Below are 15,745 nucleotides of genomic sequence, written 5' to 3'. Positions count from 1 at the left end.
CTCACCGCCGACACGCTCATGGGCCGGCCGGACGACAGGCCAGCAATGCCTACCGCCCACACGTACGTCGGCACGTACACCGACGGCGACAGCGAGGGGATCTACCGCATCGATACCGACGGTGGACAGCGTGGCGAGGCACGGCTAGGTGCCGACGCGACGGATCCGTCGTATCTGACCGTTCATCCGTCCGGTGACTATCTCTACGCCGTCAACGAAGTCGAGGACGGTGGGGCAACCGCGTTTGCGATCGAGGCCAACGGCGACCTCCGCCGACTCAACCGCCGGGCGATCGGTCCGGCCGATCCCTGCCACTGCAGCGTCGATCCGACGGGCCAGTACCTACTGGTCGCCCACTACACCGGCGGGGCACTCTCGGTGGTGCCGATCGACGACGACGGTCGCCTGGGTGAACCGACGGTTCAGGAACGTGCAGGCTCGAGTGTCGATCCGGAGCGACAGACCGGTCCCCATCCGCACACGATCAAACCAGGCCCTGACGGTCGCTTCGTCTACGTCGCCGATCTCGGGACGGACGAGATCGTCCGCTACGTGCTCGAGGCCGAGACGGGAACACTCGATACGAAGGGGGCTGTCTCTCTGCACGACGGTGCCGGGCCGCGCCAGTTCGAGTACGCTCCCGACAGAAGGGTCTACTGCGTCAACGAACTCGATTCGACGCTTTCGGTCTTCGATCGGGCGACCGACGGCACGCTGACGGTCCGCGAGACTGTCGAGACGATCCCGCCCGACTACGACGGCGAGAACGCACCCGGTGCTGTCGCCATCCATCCCTCGGGCTGGTTCGTCTACGCGTCCAACCGGGGCCACGACAGCATCACGACGTTCGAAGTCACTGCGACCGGCCTGGATGTCGTCGACACCGTTTCGACCCGCGGCGAGTGGCCCCGCGATTTCGCGCTCGATCGCGACGGCGAGCAGCTGCTCGTCGCAAACGCTGAGACGGATACACTCGTCCCGTTCGCCATCGACGACGCGACCGGGCGCCTGGCGGCAACAGACCAGCCGATTGCTGTCCCGGCCCCCGTGTGTGTTCGCCCGCGGTAGTACCCAGCACCTCACTCGGCAGAACGGTCCGTGACTTTCTCGGCCATGTCACCCAAGTCGACGCGTTTCTCGCCGATCGTCGCACCGACGAGTGCGCCCACGCCCGCGCCCGTGCTGGCGGCATTGCGGCTGATCACGGCACCGGCGGCGGCACCGATCGCTCCACCGGCCGCGGCGAACTTCGCTCGACTCAGGGCTTTCTGCATTCGTTTTCCCATACGGAAACGAACGAGTGAAAGCATCATAAAGGTACGCGGGGCGTGAGCAAACGGCGGGCGAGGAAAGACCCAGCCAATCGCCGGCCCTCGCCGCTGGAAACGATCCGTCCCGCCCACGGCTGCAAGTGCCGACGGAGGGGAAACAAATTAGTGGCACTGGACGAGTACCAGACATAACGTGTTCTCCGAATCATCGCGGGCGGCGACACCGGTCGTCGGGAATATTTTGCTGGTCGCGATCGTAGTGGTACTCGCCGCGACGGCCTCCACGTTTGCACTCGGAGTTGCCGAGGACGGGGCCCAACCCGGCCCGATCGTCGGCCAGTCGAGCGGGGAACTTGTTTCTGACCAACCGACCGGCACACGTGATGATCAAATCGTTCGACTTACCCACGTTGCGGGCGATGATTTAACCGTATCCGAGTTGGAAATAGTTGTGGACGCAACTGATGCCTGTGGGAAGCGATCGCGGATTGTAAATCTCCCAACAAACACCCTTGGCTCGACAAATTACGACGGCGATAACATATTTGACTATTATAGCCCGGACGGAGGAGAACTTGATACGAGTGCAGACGGGACTTGGAGTGCTGGCGAAACTGCTACTTTTCGAATTAAGAGCGGAGGATGCCAACTCAACAGCGGTGAGACGATCACTGTTCGCGTCGTCCATACGCCGACAAACGCGGTCGTAATCGAACGAACGTTGTCCGCAACCTAAGCGAGCACGGATCCCGACAGGACGGTGTACACAACGGCGTTGCAGAGACGCCACCGAAGCCGATAGAGACGTGTGAACGCCGCCGAGACGACGCGCTTGGCTGCGCGTCTCGTCTCGTTCAAATCGCTATGACTTTCGCTGGGCAGGTTCGTTCACAGCAGAAAGCCGGTGGGGGAGATTGTGAACCACGGTCGTTCCGCTACGCCCCACTCCCTGATTCAAATCTCCATTGCTTTCGCTGGGCAAGTTCGTTCGCAGCAGAAAGCCGGTGGGGGGATTTGAACCCCCGGCCTAATCCTTACGAAGGATTCGCTCTAGCCAGTCTGAGCTACACCGGCGCGCTCGTCACTCCGTTCCTCGCGCCCCGAGCCTTGCCTCGCTGCGTTCGGCGAGACACCGGCGCGTACCACAACGTAGGTCTGATTACCACAATAAGGATTGCGAATCCGAATCCCTTAGCGAGTCAGTGCCACGTCCAGCACCACGTTCAACTCGTGGGGGGCGTACGACCGGACGGTTCGTCGAGTCTGGACGTCGACGTCGTACTCATCGCCGGCCGCCTCGCGGATCGCGCGCTCGCCCGGGCCAAAGGGGTCGTCCTCGTGTTGAATGTCGTAGTAGTGGATCACGGCCTCGTCACCGGCCAGTTCGATCGCCGTGTCGAGAAACTCCCCGGCACTGTGGGGCAGATTCATGACGATCCGGTCGGCCCAGTTTGCGTACTCGGGGACGATCTCCCGAACGTCGCCCTCGATTGCTGTGACGCGTTCCTCGACACCGTTGTGCCGGGCGTTTGCCCGCAGGTACTCGATCGCATCGGGATTGACGTCGACGCCAACACAGGTCACACCGCGGTCGGCGAAGGGAATCACGAAGGGACCGACGCCGGCGAACATGTCCAGAGCCTGCTCGCCGGCCGTGACCTGCTCGGTGACGCGGTGGCGCTCGGTGGCCAGACGCGGCGAGAAATACACCTTCGCGAGGTCGACCGCGAATTCACAGCCGTACTCCCGGTGGAGGGCTTCGGTGCCATCGCCGGCCAGGACGTCCCACTCGCGGACGCGCTGTTCGCCTTTGACTTTCGAGGCACGGTTGAGTACCGTCTCGGCCGGCAGATCCGAGGCCATGATCGCCTCGGCGATTTCCCGGGCGCGGTCGGGATCATCTTCGTCGAGGATGACGACCTCACCCAACCGCTCGTAGCTGGGCTCGAACCCCAGAATATCTTCGGGCATCGTCTGCGTGTTCCGTACGGGCACCGCTCGCTCGACGACGGTGTATGCCGACGGAACTGTGTCAGGGTTTGTCACAGGAATGAAAAGCGATCCGTCCTCGACGGTGATCTGGTAGTCTTCGGCGATGACGTCCCGGTCGGCAAGGGCCGCTCTGGTTTCCTCGCCGTCTGCACGCGGGACGCGAACGCACGGGACGGTCATACGTCGAGTCAGTCCCTGCTCGCGGTAAGCCTAACGCTTCACCGACAGACCGGTGGGACGGCGCGAAGACGACTCCGCTGTAACTGGCGGCGAACCACCCGAAACAGTGGGCCAGACCGCTATCACAGCCGAGCGTGTCGAAAGTGCCCACAGGAGACTGTCGGAGCCGATGCGTGCCCAGAATCGACAAACGAACAATGATTTATTAGGAATGGCAACAATACACACAGCAACGGCGGATGAAACAGTCCAATCAGCAAGACGAACTATTCGAAGCGACCGCTGGAGACGAGATCGAAGGGAGGGCACCGGAGCTCCGGGCCGAGATCTTCTTGTTCGCCCGGGATCGAGCCCGGAAGCGGTCGATTCAGGAGGCAATTCCGGAGGTAATTTCCGTGCGAACCTACGAAGACGCGGACACGCTCACAGAGGGACTGGCCGGAAACGTTGCAGTGGTGTTGCTCTCGATGGGGCTCCCCGAAGCCGAGTTACTGACAGCGAGTCTCAGCACGGTCCAGGAAACGAAATACGCGAGAATTGGACTCCTGACGGGCGACCGGGACCGAATCAGGGAGAAGCCGATCCCACACGACGAAATTTTCTACAAGTCGGCCGACCGCAAGACGTTTCAAAATCGGCTCAAGCGGCTCTACATTCGGGCATACTACGAAACGGCACTACAACGGTACTACTCGCTGTGTATCGCCAGGCAAAACCGACTCGCCAAGCTGGAAGAGGAACACGATGACGAACGACTCCGGAAACTCACGGCGTCGCGAGATCTGATGGAATCACACCTCACGTACTTCAAACAGTATCTCCAACCCGGCGATCTCGACAATATACGGGATCGCCGAGAGGAAATGAAACGGATGATCAACGATGTTCGCGAGGATAACGATCCGACAATAAGTGGCCTGCCAAAGCAGTGTCCGGATTGTAGCCTCAGTTGGGGCACGTGGCACGGCCCCGACCTCGAATCCGGCTACGAGAAAGTCGGGGCGAACGCCTGGCGCTGTAGCGGCTGTGGGACCGTTATCGGCGGCAACGATCCCGACAACTACTGGATCGGCTGAGACCGGCGTTCTCACGCGGCCACGGGAAGGGGCTTCGCCGGTCGATACTATCGATAGCGGATCCGGGCGCTTTTCCCGCCAGCACGCCGAGAAACAGTATGCTCACGTTCGTCGGGCTCGGGCTCTACGACGAGCGCTCGATCACGCTCGCCGGCCGGGACGCCATCGCCAACGCTGACCGTATCTTTGCGGAGTTTTACACCAGTCGCCTCGTCGACGCGACCGTCGCTGACCTCGAAGTGTTCCACGATGTCGACATCGAGGTTCGCGACCGAGCGGGCGTCGAGCAAGCGCCGGACCCGATTCTCGACGCTGCAGCAGCAGGCGACGCGGTCTTCCTGACGGCCGGGGATACGATGATCTCGACGACGCACGTCGACCTCCGCCTGCGGGCCGAACAGCGAGGCATCGAGACCCGCCTCATCCACGGGACGACTGCCCAGGCGGCCGCCAGTTCGCTGACTGGCTTGCAAAACTACCGGTTTGGCAAGGCAACGACCCTCCCCTTCGAGCGCTCACACGGCGGCGACGGGGTGCCAGCGAGCGTTATCGAGACGATCGAAGCAAACGCCGAGCGTGATCTGCACACGCTGGTCTTTCTGGACATCGACGTCGACGACGACCGAGAGGCCTACATGGCCGGTGACACCGCTGGCGAACTGCTCGCCGAACACTGGCGTCCAGATGCCCTCGGGGTCGTCGTCGCTCGGGCCGGGAGTCCCGATCCCGTCGTCCGGGCCGACCGCCTCGACGCACTCGCTGAGATGGACTTTGGCGAGCCGCTTCACTTGCTTTTGCTCCCGAGTTCACTCCACTACATCGAGCGGGATGCACTGGCGACGATCGCCGACGCTCCCGAGTCACTGCTCGAGGACTCCCTCGCCGAGTGAATCGGCTATTCAGTCGTTTCGACGCCCAGTGCCCCTTTGAGGTCGTACTCGCGGCGGGTGAGGAGGTACATTCCCTCCTCGACGACGCGGAGGACGTCCGGTACCCAGCGGACGACGAGCCACGTGATGGCGAGGAGCGCGATCACGGAGCCAAACTGGGCGATGATGCGATCACCGATGAAGTACGACACCAGATACGGATCGGTCGCGGAGAACAGCGACAGGATCACGTCGGGGAAGATGTGGAGCCGCTGGTTGCCCATCGTGTAGGCGATAAAGACGTTCCGAACGATGTTGAGGACGTAGATGACGCCGATCGAAGCCGCAAGTGCCGTGGCTTTTTTCCGAAGTGTGCCCCGGACCGCACCGATCAGACCGACGAAAATGGACATACTACCGATGCCAGTACAGGCCATCCGGATCGTGTACGTGACTGCATGCCCGTCGGGCGCATAGAGGAACGTGTTCCGATACGGGAAGTTCTTGTCCGGGAGCGTGCTCTCGGTGCCCAGCGTCGACCCGCCGGGGAGTTCGAGACCAGCCGGGAGTGCCGGATACCAGTCTCCGAGTTGATAGTTGTTCCCCAGCAGCGACAGGACGAAATCGGTGTGAGCAGTCGTCAGCTCGATCAGTGGCCGGCGGACGAACGCCAGTGCCGACAACGGGAGGAAGAACACCCAGGCAAAGGTCACGGCTCGTGAGACAACCAGCAGACGATGGCGCCCGTCGACGATCAAGTAGGCGACGTACAGCGAGAGCGGGATACCGATGATGACGCCGGCGCTCTCGGTGATCGACTTCTGAGCGAATACGAAGTAGTGGACGTACGCGAGCCAGTACCCGGAGAGGACCACCCACCCGGCAGCGTAGACGCGAGCGCCCAACTCCTCGTCGTACCGTTCGAGGAGAGTCCCGGCGAGGAACACCCCGAGCACGAGCCAGGCGATCGAACCCGCATAGCCGTGTAGCGCCGCCAGGGCGTCGATGATCGGCTCTACCATTGAGTCTGTCTATCCTTTCGTCAGTCCGAATAAAGGGCTTGTCGTTGTCGACTGCTCGGCGATTGCTGTCGGACCGACGTACCCCACACGAGATCAGTCCACACCGGCCGATCACCCGGCGACGATGCGGATATCCTGCTCCAGCCGATCGCCGATCAAAGCGAGGTTGTAGGTCATATCGGGTTCGCCATCGCCGATTTGTTCATCTCCGCCGGGTGCCCGAATATCGTAGGTGTCGGTCAGAGACCAGGAGACGGTCTCACCAGCCGGGACCGACTTGCTGATCCCTGCCACGGGCATGGACACGATCCCGCCGCCAGTTCGGTTGAGTGCCGCCACGAACCGCCCCGGTCGGTCGCTCTCGTTTGTCACGGTGAACTCGATGGGCGGCTGGTCGCCCACAGTAACGGTGTCGGGGGCCGACCACTCGACGGATAGCGATGGGGCCTGTGAGGAAAGGCGTTGGCGGATGTCAGCCCCTGGTTGCCACTCGCCGCCGGGCCAGACCAGCGTTGGATCGCTTGCATCGTCGACGTCGGAGAGTTCGAAGAGAACCCAGCCCGAGCCGCGTTCGGCATCGTAGCACTTCTCGCTGTGGTTGTACGCCCGCCAGAGCCCAAGCGTGTGCTCGGACGGCCGGAGCGCGTGGCGCTCGCCCCCGAGGCGAAATGTCAGATCGTCCCATGCCGGCGCTTTCCCTGCCGCCACCTCGATCCAGAGATAGAGGTACTGTGTTTCTTCGCCGCCGGTCACTGTGAGGCTATCTGGCGTCCCCATCTCCACGACGGCCGGCTGGAGACGCTCGATAGAGACTGACAACTGAGAACTCTCTCCAATCGTGGTGGTCTCCGTCGGTGTCTCCGTGTTCGTCTCGGTCGGCGTGGTCGTCCCAATTACGGTCGATGTGTTCGTGTCTGTTGGTGTCGATGGCTCTGTTTCGGTCTGGTCGTCACCGCTGGCCCCGGAGTTGTCGAGACAGCCGGCGAGACCGGCGAGAGCGAGTCCGCCGAGTGTCAGAAGCTCGCGTCGGTGCATAGCTGTCATTTGGAAATCTCGTGTAAAGGGGCTTGAGATGACTACAACAGGCGTTTGAGTTATCGGGAAGACCGTGGAGAGTAAAGGGTGGAAAAGTATACAGAGTAGTAACTACTACGGGTAATCATGACGACGTCTGTGAAGATCGCGACGAACACGAAGGACAAGCTCGAGCAGTTACAGGCCGAGATCAAGCTCGAAACGGGGCGGAAGGTGACCCAACAGGAGTTGCTCGATCGGCTCGTCAGACACGGGTTCGACTCGAAGGGGGCGCTGATCGACTCCTTCCGGGACGACTTCGAGGGACTCTCGGAGGCGGAGATCGAACAGTTCCTCTCGGGGACGAGCGACTGGGGAATGGAAACGAGTGAGGCAGAGGTCGACCGAATCCTCTACGAGGAGGAGCCACTGGACGAATGAGCGTGTTTCTCGATACCGGGCTGTTCTACGCGCTCCAGAACGAACGGGCAACCCGTCACGAGGTAGCAAAAGCCGCGTTCGAGACTGTTCTCAGCTCGGAGTACGGCCTGGTTTTCACAAGCGATTACGTGTTCGATGAGGCAGTAACGCTCGTCCGGGCTCGGACCGACTCTTACGACGAAGCACAACAAGCCGCGGACAGAATTCTCGGGCGTGGAGCGTTTCCATCGGCCATCGACTGCCTCGTAACCGACCAAGCGGACTTCGAACGCGCCGTCGACACGTTCGAGCGCTACGACGACCACGATCTGAGTTTCACCGATGCGACGACGATTGCACTCGTCGAGGATCGTGACATCGACCACGTACTGGCGTTCGACGACGATTTCGACGGGATCGTCGACCGTCTCGATCCGGGCGAGATATCCTGAGAAGAGGCCTACTCGATCGTGAGCTCGGTCTTTTCGGCCACTTCGTCGGCTTCCTCGAAGTCGCCACCGCCCAGCAACCCGCGGGTCGCTTTCTTGCCCCACTCGACGGCCGGCTGGACGAACGCGTCGACGTTGTACAACTCGCCGGCCATGACCGTCGCGGCCTCCATGCTGTAGAGGAGTTCGCCGATCCCGTGCTCGTCGACACGGTCGATCTCGACGCGGACGTTCGGGAGTCCGGCGTTCGCGAGGCTGGCCTCGGTGGCCTCGAATTCGGCGTCGATCAACTCACCCAGCGTCGAGCCGCCCAGATACGAGAGGCCCTCCAGATCGGTCTCGGGAATCGCCGTGTCCTCACGCTCGGTCGGGCGGATGAACGTCACCATCTTGTTATGGGGGCCAGCCCGGTACAGTTGCAGTTGGGAGTGCTGGTCGGTCGCGCCCATCGCCCGGACGGGTGTCTGGCCGAGCCCGTCTTTGCCGACGCTTTCTGCCCACAGCTGGGAGTACCACTCGGCGAGCGTCTCTAAGGATTCGGCATACGGCAAGAGTGCGTTGATGCCCGCACCGCGCTGGTCGAGGGCGTAGGCGACCGCGCCGTAGGCGTAGGCCGGCGAGTCAAAGAGCGACGGGCCGAGGTCCTCGTCGGCAGCCCGCGCGCCGTCGAGAATAGCCTCGATATCGTGGCCCTGGAGGGCCGCCGCCGCGAGGCCGACCGTCGAGAGGACCGAGAAGCGGCCGGGCACGCCGTCAGGGACCCGGAGCGAGGGCAGATCGTGTTTCTCGGCGAGGTCCCGAAGGTTGCCCTCGGGACCGGTCGTGACCCACGTCCGTTCGGTCCAGTCGACGCCAGCCTCGTCCATGGCGTCCCGGACGACCAGGAAGTTCGAGAGCGTCTCGGCAGTCGTCCCGGATTTCGAGACGACGTTCAACGCCGTCTTCGAGAGGTCGATCTCGTCGACGTGATCGGCCACCCACTTCGGGTCGACGTTGTCGAGGTAGTAGGCCTCGACGTCGCTATCGAGGGCAGCCGAAATCGTCGCCGCACCCAGCGCACTGCCGCCGATGCCGACGTTGATGAGCGTCTCACAGTCCTCGAACGGTTCGACGGCCTCCTGAATGGCCGCGACGTCGACGTTGTCGGGCTGGTTGAGCGCTTCGTACCCGTGTTCGTTGTTGGCTCGCCCGTCCTCGATGCGTTCGTGGGCCGTCCCAACCCGGTCGTCGAGTCGGTCGAGTGCGTCACGGGGAATACCCGGCGAAGCGACTTCCGCAAGTGCGTTGCCGATGTCTACCTGCATACGACAGGGATCTGTCGGCACCCACGTACCTCTATCGATCCCGAGCGAGCGTCGAACGGGAATCGACCGGAGCCTTTTGATCGCGTCCGGTGAATACCCGATCGATGAACGACGAGACGCCCGGACTGGCGGCGGATTGGACGAGCGCGACGGTGCAGGCAAACGGCATCGAGCTGCACTACGTCAGAACAGGGACCGACGGCCCGCCGCTCGTGATCGCCCACGGGGCCTTCGACGACGCGCTATGTCGAGAACCGTTGATAGCGGCACTCTCCGGGGAGTACGACGTGATCGCCTACGACGCCCGCGGGCACGGTCGTTCCTCGGCTCCACAGTCGGGATACGCGATGGCCGATCGTGTCGCCGACCTCGTGGGCCTGCTGGACGCCTTGGAGATCGAGACAGCAACACTTGTCGGTCACTCCATGGGCGGGGATACCGTCGCGGCGACCGCTGGGACCCACCCCGACCGCGTTCGTGCCCTCGCGCTGATCGATCCTGCCGGACTGCTCGACAGCGGAAGAGACGACGATCCCGAACGGGACCACGACGAGATCGTCGCGGCGGTCCGCGAACAGATCGCCGAGTGGCACGACCACACGACCGAGGAGCTCATCGAAGCCGATCCGGAACTCCAGGCACACGTCGAGGCCGGGGAAAAGCGGTTGGCAAAGCGACTTGCGGCCGCCCGTCGACGCGTCGATCCGGCGATCGTGGCCGTCTTCGAGGACGGGTGGCTGGATCCACGCGAAACCTACCCCGACATCACGGCACCGACGCTGCTCATCAAGGCCGACGCCGACAAAGCGGCACGGAACCAGCATCGATCGATCGCCTCACAGCTCCCTGACGGCCAACTCGTTCACGTCGACGGTGCCGGCCACACGGTCTTCCGGGACGAGCGCGAACGGGCGACGAGCGAACTCCAGGCGTTTCTCGATTCAGTCTGACAGGCGGCCGTCGAAGCGACTGTCGCTTACTTCCCGAGAATTGAGCCATCCGAGAACTGCTCGTCGTATTCGGCTTCGTCGGCGACGAGCATGAGAATCCCCTCGATCAATCCCAGCAAGGAAGGGATCGCAGTCCAGAAGAAACAGAGGTAGAGCACGCCATTGCGTGTGTTCCCCTGGTAGAACTTGTGGACGCCGAGACCGCCAAGCAGGATCGCGAGGATGCCCGCGGCAACCTGGTCGGTGTCGCCGGAGCCAGTCGACGGTTGGTCGACGCCACAGGCCGGACAGATGGCGGCTTGTTTGTAAATCAGTTCGCCACAGGCGAGACAGTACCGCTCGTCCGGTTCGCGATCGCCGTACGAACCGTCGAGTTCGGTCGACTGGTCGACGCCACACTCCGTACAGACGTCGGCTTGCTCGGCGATCTCGACGCCACAGTTGATGCAATGTTTCATCTCGATGGGCAGTATTCGGCCACGACAAACAAATAACTACGCCGACCAGCGGGCGCGCTCGACGCCCAGAAGGACCGCCGCGATCGCGGCATAGCCAACCCCGATACCGAGGACACGAAGGTCGCCATCGAGAAACAGCGTGGCCAGTCCGAGGCCGTACGCGTAGCCCAACAACGCACCAGTCGCCGTCCGGATCACGTTGGATCCGCGACGATCACGCACCGACGTCACGATCCAATCACAGAGCGCCGGTGCCGGAAGTAACGCGATCGGTACCAGGCCGACAAACGGCGGGCCAGCGAGAAAGAACGCGATGAGTCCGACCGCGACACCCGGGTAAAGGCCCGAACACCGCGCACAAAGGGCGATCCGGGAGCCAAAGAGAGACACTCGATAGCAGCGATAGCGCTGCTCGGGGCGGTGATGGGTGAGGAGGTACGGACGGGCTCGGGCGAGGCCCCGTCGCAGTTCGATCCACAGACCCATATCGATAGCGTGGGCCGACCCGGACATCAATCCCCGCCATCAGGGGCCCGAGCGGTCACTGCAACTCGATTTTGATGACGAAGGGTAACGCGCGAATCTCGTTGATGAACTCGCCGGGGAGTTGCTCGTCGGTGATGACGTACAGCCGCGGCTGGTCGGTGAACTCCGGATCCTCGGTCATGACCTGCCGGATCGGAATCTCCCGCTCGGCGAGCATGTTCGTGACCCGGGCGACGATCCCCGACTCGTCGGCCTCGCGAACGGTGACGGTCATCGCCGCCAAGTCGAGGACGGGAGCCAAATCGAGGAGACTCGGGATCGAGGAGATATTCTGAAAGATCCGACGGAGTTGTGGATCCGCCAGAATCGCGTCGGTCGTGGCGTCGACCACCCGACGATCGACATCGATCTCGCGGGCGATGCCCGTATTAGGGATCTCGATGCCGCCCGAGACGACCCGCCCTTCGTCGTTGACCGAGAACCCGCGTGCAAGCAAGAGCCGGATGACCCGCTGCTGGCTGGGGCTGTCTGCGAACTTCTCCATGATCGCCTCGAAAGAGGCCGACTCGGCCATGGTCACAGCTCGCCCTTCGTCGAAGGCGTGTCGGTCCGGCGGTCGTCGATTCGGGTTGCATCATCGAGCGCCCTGGCCAGACCCTTAAACAACGCTTCGATCTCGTGGTGGGCGTTCTGGCCGTTGACACTCGCGTGTAGCGTCAAACCGGCGTTGGTCGCCAGCGAGCGCAGGAAGTGTTCGGCCATGACACTCGTGAGATCCCCGACCTCGCCCTGAGAGAACTCCCCGTCGAAGGCAAAGAACGGGCGACCGGACACGTCCAAGACGATCTCGGCGACGGCCTCATCGAGGGGAACGCGTCGGTCGGCAAAGCGGACGATGCCCGTTCGGTCACCCAGCGCCGCGTCGATCGCTTCTCCGAGCGTGATCGCGACGTCCTCGGTCGTGTGGTGGTCGTCGACAGCGAGGTCGCCGTCACACTCGATGGCCAGGTCGAACAGGCCGTGGGTGGCAAACGAGTCGAGCATGTGATCGAGGAACCCGATCCCCGTCGCGACGGTCGCCTCGCCGCTGCCGTCGAGATCGAGGGTCACCTCGATCGACGTCTCGCCCGTCTCGCGGGAGACTACGGCGGTTCGATCGGTCATATCCTGGAACACGTCGCCATGGGTTAAGTGTCTACCTCACTGGAGGTCCCGCTTGCGGCCACCACTCTCAAGATGCCGTCAGCGACCGGGATGCAAGATCACTCACACGGGCGAGTTCGAACCCGCGATCAGAAATACCGGCGAGCGCTATCACCGGCTGCATGGAATTGCTTGTCGTCTTGCTCGCTGGTATCGGTGCCGGCGTCGTCACCGGGCTGATCGGCGCGTCCGCGGTAGTGGTCGTCACGCCGGTACTCGTCACAGTCCTGGGATACGACCCCTACACGGCGATCGGCATCAGTCTCGCGACGGACGTCTTTGCCTCTACTGTGTCCGCAGCGACCTACTGGCGGAACGGGAACGTCCGACTCCGGAGCGGCCTGGGGATCGCGATAGCGGCGGTTCTCGCGGCGATCGTCGGGAGCTGGGCGTCAGGGGGCGTCGATTCGACGACGCTCGGCGGGCTATCCGGGATCGTCATTTTGCTCATGGGCGTCTCGTTCATGCGGAAGTCACTCGACGAGCGGATAGCGGCCTTCAGAGAGCGGGCCGACCTCTCGACTGTCCGGGCCCACAAGACAGGCGTCTCGGTGCTCGCTGGCGCGTTCATCGGAACGATGACCGGCGTCTTCGGCGCTGGCGGGGGCGTGATGATCCTCATCGCCCTCACGTTCGTCCTCGAATATCCGGTCCACACCGCCGTCGGGACGTCCGTCCTCATCATGATCTTTACCGCGCTGTTCGGTGGCGTAAGCCACTTCGTCGTCGAGTCGTCCGTCCCGTTCGTTGCCGTGGGTGTCAGCGGGATCGGTGGGATCGCCGGGGCCTTCCTCGCCGCGCGGTACGCGAATCTAGTCTCCGAGGAACGCCTCTCGACAGTCATCGGTCTCGCGTTCGTCGGCCTCGGTGGGTTCGTCGTCTTCCAGCAACTCGTGCTGTGAGAGGGGCGAAAGCGTTGGACTCGAAAGGCGGGAACCGTGCGTTGAACAGGACAGTCGGGGACTCGGACCGTCGGTGAACAACCCGACCTGTGTGGGAACCGAAACGACGATGAAAGCGAGACTGGAGGGGGTTACGTTCCGACCCCGTCCCGAATCGAGATCGACCGCCGGGCGGCCAGAATCGTCGGCAACACGCCGACTGTCAGGGCAAGCGGAATCCACATCGCCGGCCGGATACCCTGGGCTTCCGCAACGAACCCCATCGCCATCGGAACGAGCGCGAAACTGATCGACGAGGAGACCGCGGCGATGGCGTTGATCGGGGCGCTGTACTCTGGGGCGGCGTCGGTCCCGAACGCGACCAGCAAGGGATAGACCCCAGAGACAAGCATCCCCAAGGCAAACACCATCGGGAACGTGGCGACCCCGCCCACGACGAAAAACGAGGCGAAGAAGGTCGGAACCAGTAACAGTTCGATCCCGACCAGCAACAGGCTGTAGTCGTAGCGCTCGACGATGGCCGTCGCGATGAGTCGACCGGGAACATAGGCGATGGTAAAGGTCGACAACAACAGGTTTGCATTCGACTGGGAGAGTCCAGCGGCCTCGATGCCGAAGGTGGGCAACCAGAGGAACAGGCCGCCCTCCAGACCGGTGTGAAAGAACATCGCCAGCGCCATCGCGACGATCTCACTGGTCCGGAACAGTTCGCCCAGCGCTTCGCGGTCGAGGATCGCCTCTCGCCCCGCCTCGAAGGGGAGATCGAGACGCCAGACGAACGCGACTAGCGGGACGAGCGCTGCCGCCAGTCCGAAGTAGGCCAGCCGCCAGTCGCCAAGCGCGATGGCGCCAGTCATCACCAGCGGGCCGGCAGCCGAGCCGACTGCCCACGCCAGGTCGTAGATCCCGAAGGCTCGACCCCTGTCGTCGGGATAGAGGTGACTGAGTATCGGACGGTCGAGCCCGCGAATGATGCCGTCACCCAGGCCGCGAACGACGAGGACCGCGAGGAAGGTCAACAGCGTCGGGGCAAGTCCCAGCCCGGCAATCGAGAGAGTCGTCACCGCGAGGCCGACTGTGTACCAGCGAACGAGATGGAGCCGTCCGGCGATTGCGCCGACGACCGCGATCGAAAGGACATAGCCGAGGGTGCCAGCGGGTCCGACGAAGCCGAGCAGGTCCTTGCCCACGACGAACTCGATTTCGAGTTCCGGAACGACGGCACCCCGCATCTGGAGGCCGAGCCCCGACAGGACGACCGCCAGCAGGATCGCTCCCGTCCAGAACCGCCGGGTCAGAGCCTGCCCGTTGTCGGTCACGCTCTCGGCGTAGGCCCAGAGGCGAGTTGAGTCCACCGATGTCGACCGGGCGTCGAGCGACAGGTGCTCACCGGAGCGTCTCGATCGCCTCGCCGAGTGTGAACGAGCCCTCGTAGAGTGCGCTACCGACGACGACTGCGGCCGCGCCGGCCCCTTCCAGGGCGCGAACGTCCGCGATCGAAGCGACGCCGCCGCTTGCAATGACGGGGAGATCGACGGCCTCGACAACGCGCTCGACCGGGCCGGTGCGGACCCCATCCAGTTTCCCCTCGACGTCGACGTCGGTGAACAAAATTCCCCCGGCCCCGAGATCCGCGTACCGTTGGGCGGCTTCGGCGGGATCGAGTCCCGTGCCCTCCGTCCAGCCCGAGACGACGACCTCGCCGTCGCTGGCGTCTAAACTGACGAGGACGCTGCCCGGATGGGTCTCGCTGATTCCGGCGACGATCTCGGGATTCTCGACGGCAGCCGTCCCCAGGATGACCCGATCGACGCCGGTATCGAGCAGGGCGCGGGCGTCCTCTGCCGTACGGATGCCACCGCCGAGCTGGATATCGACATCCACAGCGTCGATGATGGCTTCGATCGCCGGGGCGTTGTGGCGTTCGCCCTCGAAGGCACCGTCCAGATCGACTACGTGGAGCGTGTCCGCGCCGGCCTCGACCCATCGCTTTGCCGCCGCCACTGGCTCGCCGTAGGTCTTTCCGGTCCCACGTTCACCACCGACCAGCTGGACGACCTCGCCGTCCTGCATGTCGACCGCGGGGATGATCTCGAACTCCGGGAACATACCTCTCTGGCCGTCAGCCACCCCATAAAGGGTGTCGATC

General features: G+C 63.3%; 19 protein-coding genes and 1 tRNA gene. 8 read left to right on the top strand and 12 right to left on the bottom strand.

The features are described 5' to 3' along the window. Positions 1–45 precede the first annotated feature (45 nt). Complete coding sequence (locus tag FR699_RS11240; protein ID WP_158855472.1) at positions 46–1,068, top strand: lactonase family protein; 1,023 nt, start codon at positions 46–48, stop codon at positions 1,066–1,068. Positions 1,069–1,079: 11 nt separating this feature from the next. On the opposite strand, the gene FR699_RS11235 is transcribed toward FR699_RS11240, so the two are convergent. Then, positions 1,080–1,286, bottom strand: a complete 207-nt coding sequence (locus FR699_RS11235; RefSeq protein WP_154552679.1) for a YMGG-like glycine zipper-containing protein — start codon at positions 1,284–1,286, stop codon at positions 1,080–1,082. 178 nt (positions 1,287–1,464) lie between these two features. Between FR699_RS11235 and FR699_RS11230 the strand changes: the two genes are divergently transcribed. Continuing rightward, on the top strand, positions 1,465–2,007 hold the full coding sequence (locus FR699_RS11230) for a type IV pilin (protein ID WP_158855471.1): 543 nt from the start codon (positions 1,465–1,467) through the stop codon (positions 2,005–2,007). A gap of 263 nt (positions 2,008–2,270) precedes the next feature. Here the strand turns inward: FR699_RS11230 and FR699_RS11225 are convergent. Both FR699_RS11225 and FR699_RS11220 read right to left on the bottom strand, forming a co-directional pair. Beyond that, positions 2,271–2,345 (bottom strand) — tRNA-Thr (locus FR699_RS11225). 117 nt (positions 2,346–2,462) lie between these two features. Beyond that, a complete protein-coding gene (locus FR699_RS11220; protein ID WP_158855470.1) occupies positions 2,463–3,443 on the bottom strand; it encodes a class I SAM-dependent methyltransferase family protein in 981 nt (326 codons plus the stop codon). 239 nt (positions 3,444–3,682) lie between these two features. On the opposite strand from FR699_RS11220, the gene FR699_RS11215 reads away from it, so the two are divergent. Both FR699_RS11215 and dph5 read left to right on the top strand, forming a co-directional pair. Beyond that, positions 3,683–4,519, top strand: a complete 837-nt coding sequence (locus tag FR699_RS11215; protein WP_158855469.1) for a hypothetical protein — start codon at positions 3,683–3,685, stop codon at positions 4,517–4,519. Positions 4,520–4,617: 98 nt separating this feature from the next. Continuing rightward, a complete protein-coding gene (gene dph5 / locus FR699_RS11210) occupies positions 4,618–5,409 on the top strand; it encodes a diphthine synthase (protein ID WP_154552683.1) in 792 nt (263 codons plus the stop codon). 5 nt (positions 5,410–5,414) lie between these two features. Here the strand turns inward: dph5 and artA are convergent, their stop codons facing one another. After that, complete coding sequence (artA, locus tag FR699_RS11205; RefSeq protein ID WP_154552684.1) at positions 5,415–6,410, bottom strand: archaeosortase A; 996 nt, start codon at positions 6,408–6,410, stop codon at positions 5,415–5,417. A 111-nt stretch (positions 6,411–6,521) separates the two neighbouring features. Further along, positions 6,522–7,445, bottom strand: coding sequence for a hypothetical protein (locus FR699_RS11200; protein WP_233263401.1), 924 nt, complete (start codon positions 7,443–7,445; stop codon positions 6,522–6,524). Positions 7,446–7,571: 126 nt separating this feature from the next. Between FR699_RS11200 and FR699_RS11195 the strand changes: the two genes are divergently transcribed. Next, positions 7,572–7,865, top strand: a complete 294-nt coding sequence (locus FR699_RS11195; protein WP_158855467.1) for a hypothetical protein — start codon at positions 7,572–7,574, stop codon at positions 7,863–7,865. Next, on the top strand, positions 7,862–8,296 hold the full coding sequence (locus FR699_RS11190; protein WP_158855466.1) for a type II toxin-antitoxin system VapC family toxin: 435 nt from the start codon (positions 7,862–7,864) through the stop codon (positions 8,294–8,296). Before FR699_RS11195 ends, FR699_RS11190 begins: the two co-directional genes overlap by 4 nt. Before the next feature lie 8 nt (positions 8,297–8,304). Here FR699_RS11190 and FR699_RS11185 read toward each other — a convergent pair whose 3' ends face one another. Next, positions 8,305–9,597: a glucose-6-phosphate isomerase gene (locus FR699_RS11185; protein ID WP_154552688.1), complete on the bottom strand. Its 1,293-nt coding sequence runs from the start codon at positions 9,595–9,597 to the stop codon at positions 8,305–8,307. A gap of 104 nt (positions 9,598–9,701) precedes the next feature. Between FR699_RS11185 and FR699_RS11180 the strand changes: the two genes are divergently transcribed. Next, positions 9,702–10,547, top strand: coding sequence for an alpha/beta fold hydrolase (locus tag FR699_RS11180; RefSeq protein ID WP_158855465.1), 846 nt, complete (start codon positions 9,702–9,704; stop codon positions 10,545–10,547). Between the two features lie 26 nt (positions 10,548–10,573). Here the strand turns inward: FR699_RS11180 and FR699_RS11175 are convergent, their stop codons facing one another. Genes FR699_RS11175 through hisB form a run of 4 tightly spaced genes read right to left on the bottom strand, consistent with a single transcriptional unit; the run spans position 10,574 to position 12,655 of the window. Further along, positions 10,574–11,005: a TM2 domain-containing protein gene (locus FR699_RS11175; RefSeq protein ID WP_154552690.1), complete on the bottom strand. Its 432-nt coding sequence runs from the start codon at positions 11,003–11,005 to the stop codon at positions 10,574–10,576. A 36-nt stretch (positions 11,006–11,041) separates the two neighbouring features. Further along, positions 11,042–11,491 carry a DUF2085 domain-containing protein gene (locus FR699_RS11170; RefSeq protein ID WP_158855464.1) on the bottom strand — a complete coding sequence of 150 codons (450 nt, stop codon included), beginning with the start codon at positions 11,489–11,491 and terminating at the stop codon, positions 11,042–11,044. 55 nt (positions 11,492–11,546) lie between these two features. Further along, a complete protein-coding gene (locus tag FR699_RS11165) occupies positions 11,547–12,065 on the bottom strand; it encodes an amino acid-binding protein (protein WP_154552692.1) in 519 nt (172 codons plus the stop codon). A gap of 2 nt (positions 12,066–12,067) precedes the next feature. Continuing rightward, positions 12,068–12,655, bottom strand: coding sequence for an imidazoleglycerol-phosphate dehydratase HisB (gene hisB / locus FR699_RS11160; protein WP_154552693.1), 588 nt, complete (start codon positions 12,653–12,655; stop codon positions 12,068–12,070). Between the two features lie 161 nt (positions 12,656–12,816). On the opposite strand from hisB, the gene FR699_RS11155 reads away from it, so the two are divergent. Further along, on the top strand, positions 12,817–13,596 hold the full coding sequence (locus FR699_RS11155; RefSeq protein ID WP_154552694.1) for a sulfite exporter TauE/SafE family protein: 780 nt from the start codon (positions 12,817–12,819) through the stop codon (positions 13,594–13,596). Positions 13,597–13,727: 131 nt separating this feature from the next. Here the strand turns inward: FR699_RS11155 and FR699_RS11150 are convergent, their stop codons facing one another. Both FR699_RS11150 and hisA read right to left on the bottom strand, forming a co-directional pair. Continuing rightward, positions 13,728–14,951: a sugar MFS transporter gene (locus tag FR699_RS11150; protein ID WP_229770465.1), complete on the bottom strand. Its 1,224-nt coding sequence runs from the start codon at positions 14,949–14,951 to the stop codon at positions 13,728–13,730. Between the two features lie 31 nt (positions 14,952–14,982). Then, positions 14,983–15,705, bottom strand: a complete 723-nt coding sequence (gene hisA, locus FR699_RS11145; RefSeq protein WP_154552695.1) for a 1-(5-phosphoribosyl)-5-[(5-phosphoribosylamino)methylideneamino]imidazole-4-carboxamide isomerase — start codon at positions 15,703–15,705, stop codon at positions 14,983–14,985. Between the last annotated feature and the right edge of the window lie 40 nt (positions 15,706–15,745).

Origin of the sequence: Halorhabdus sp. CUG00001 (genome assembly GCF_009797925.1) — an archaeon.
GTDB lineage: Archaea > Halobacteriota > Halobacteria > Halobacteriales > Haloarculaceae > Halorhabdus.
The sequence above is the reverse complement of the archived record's forward strand: the minus strand, read 5'-3'. Positions and strand labels throughout refer to the sequence as shown.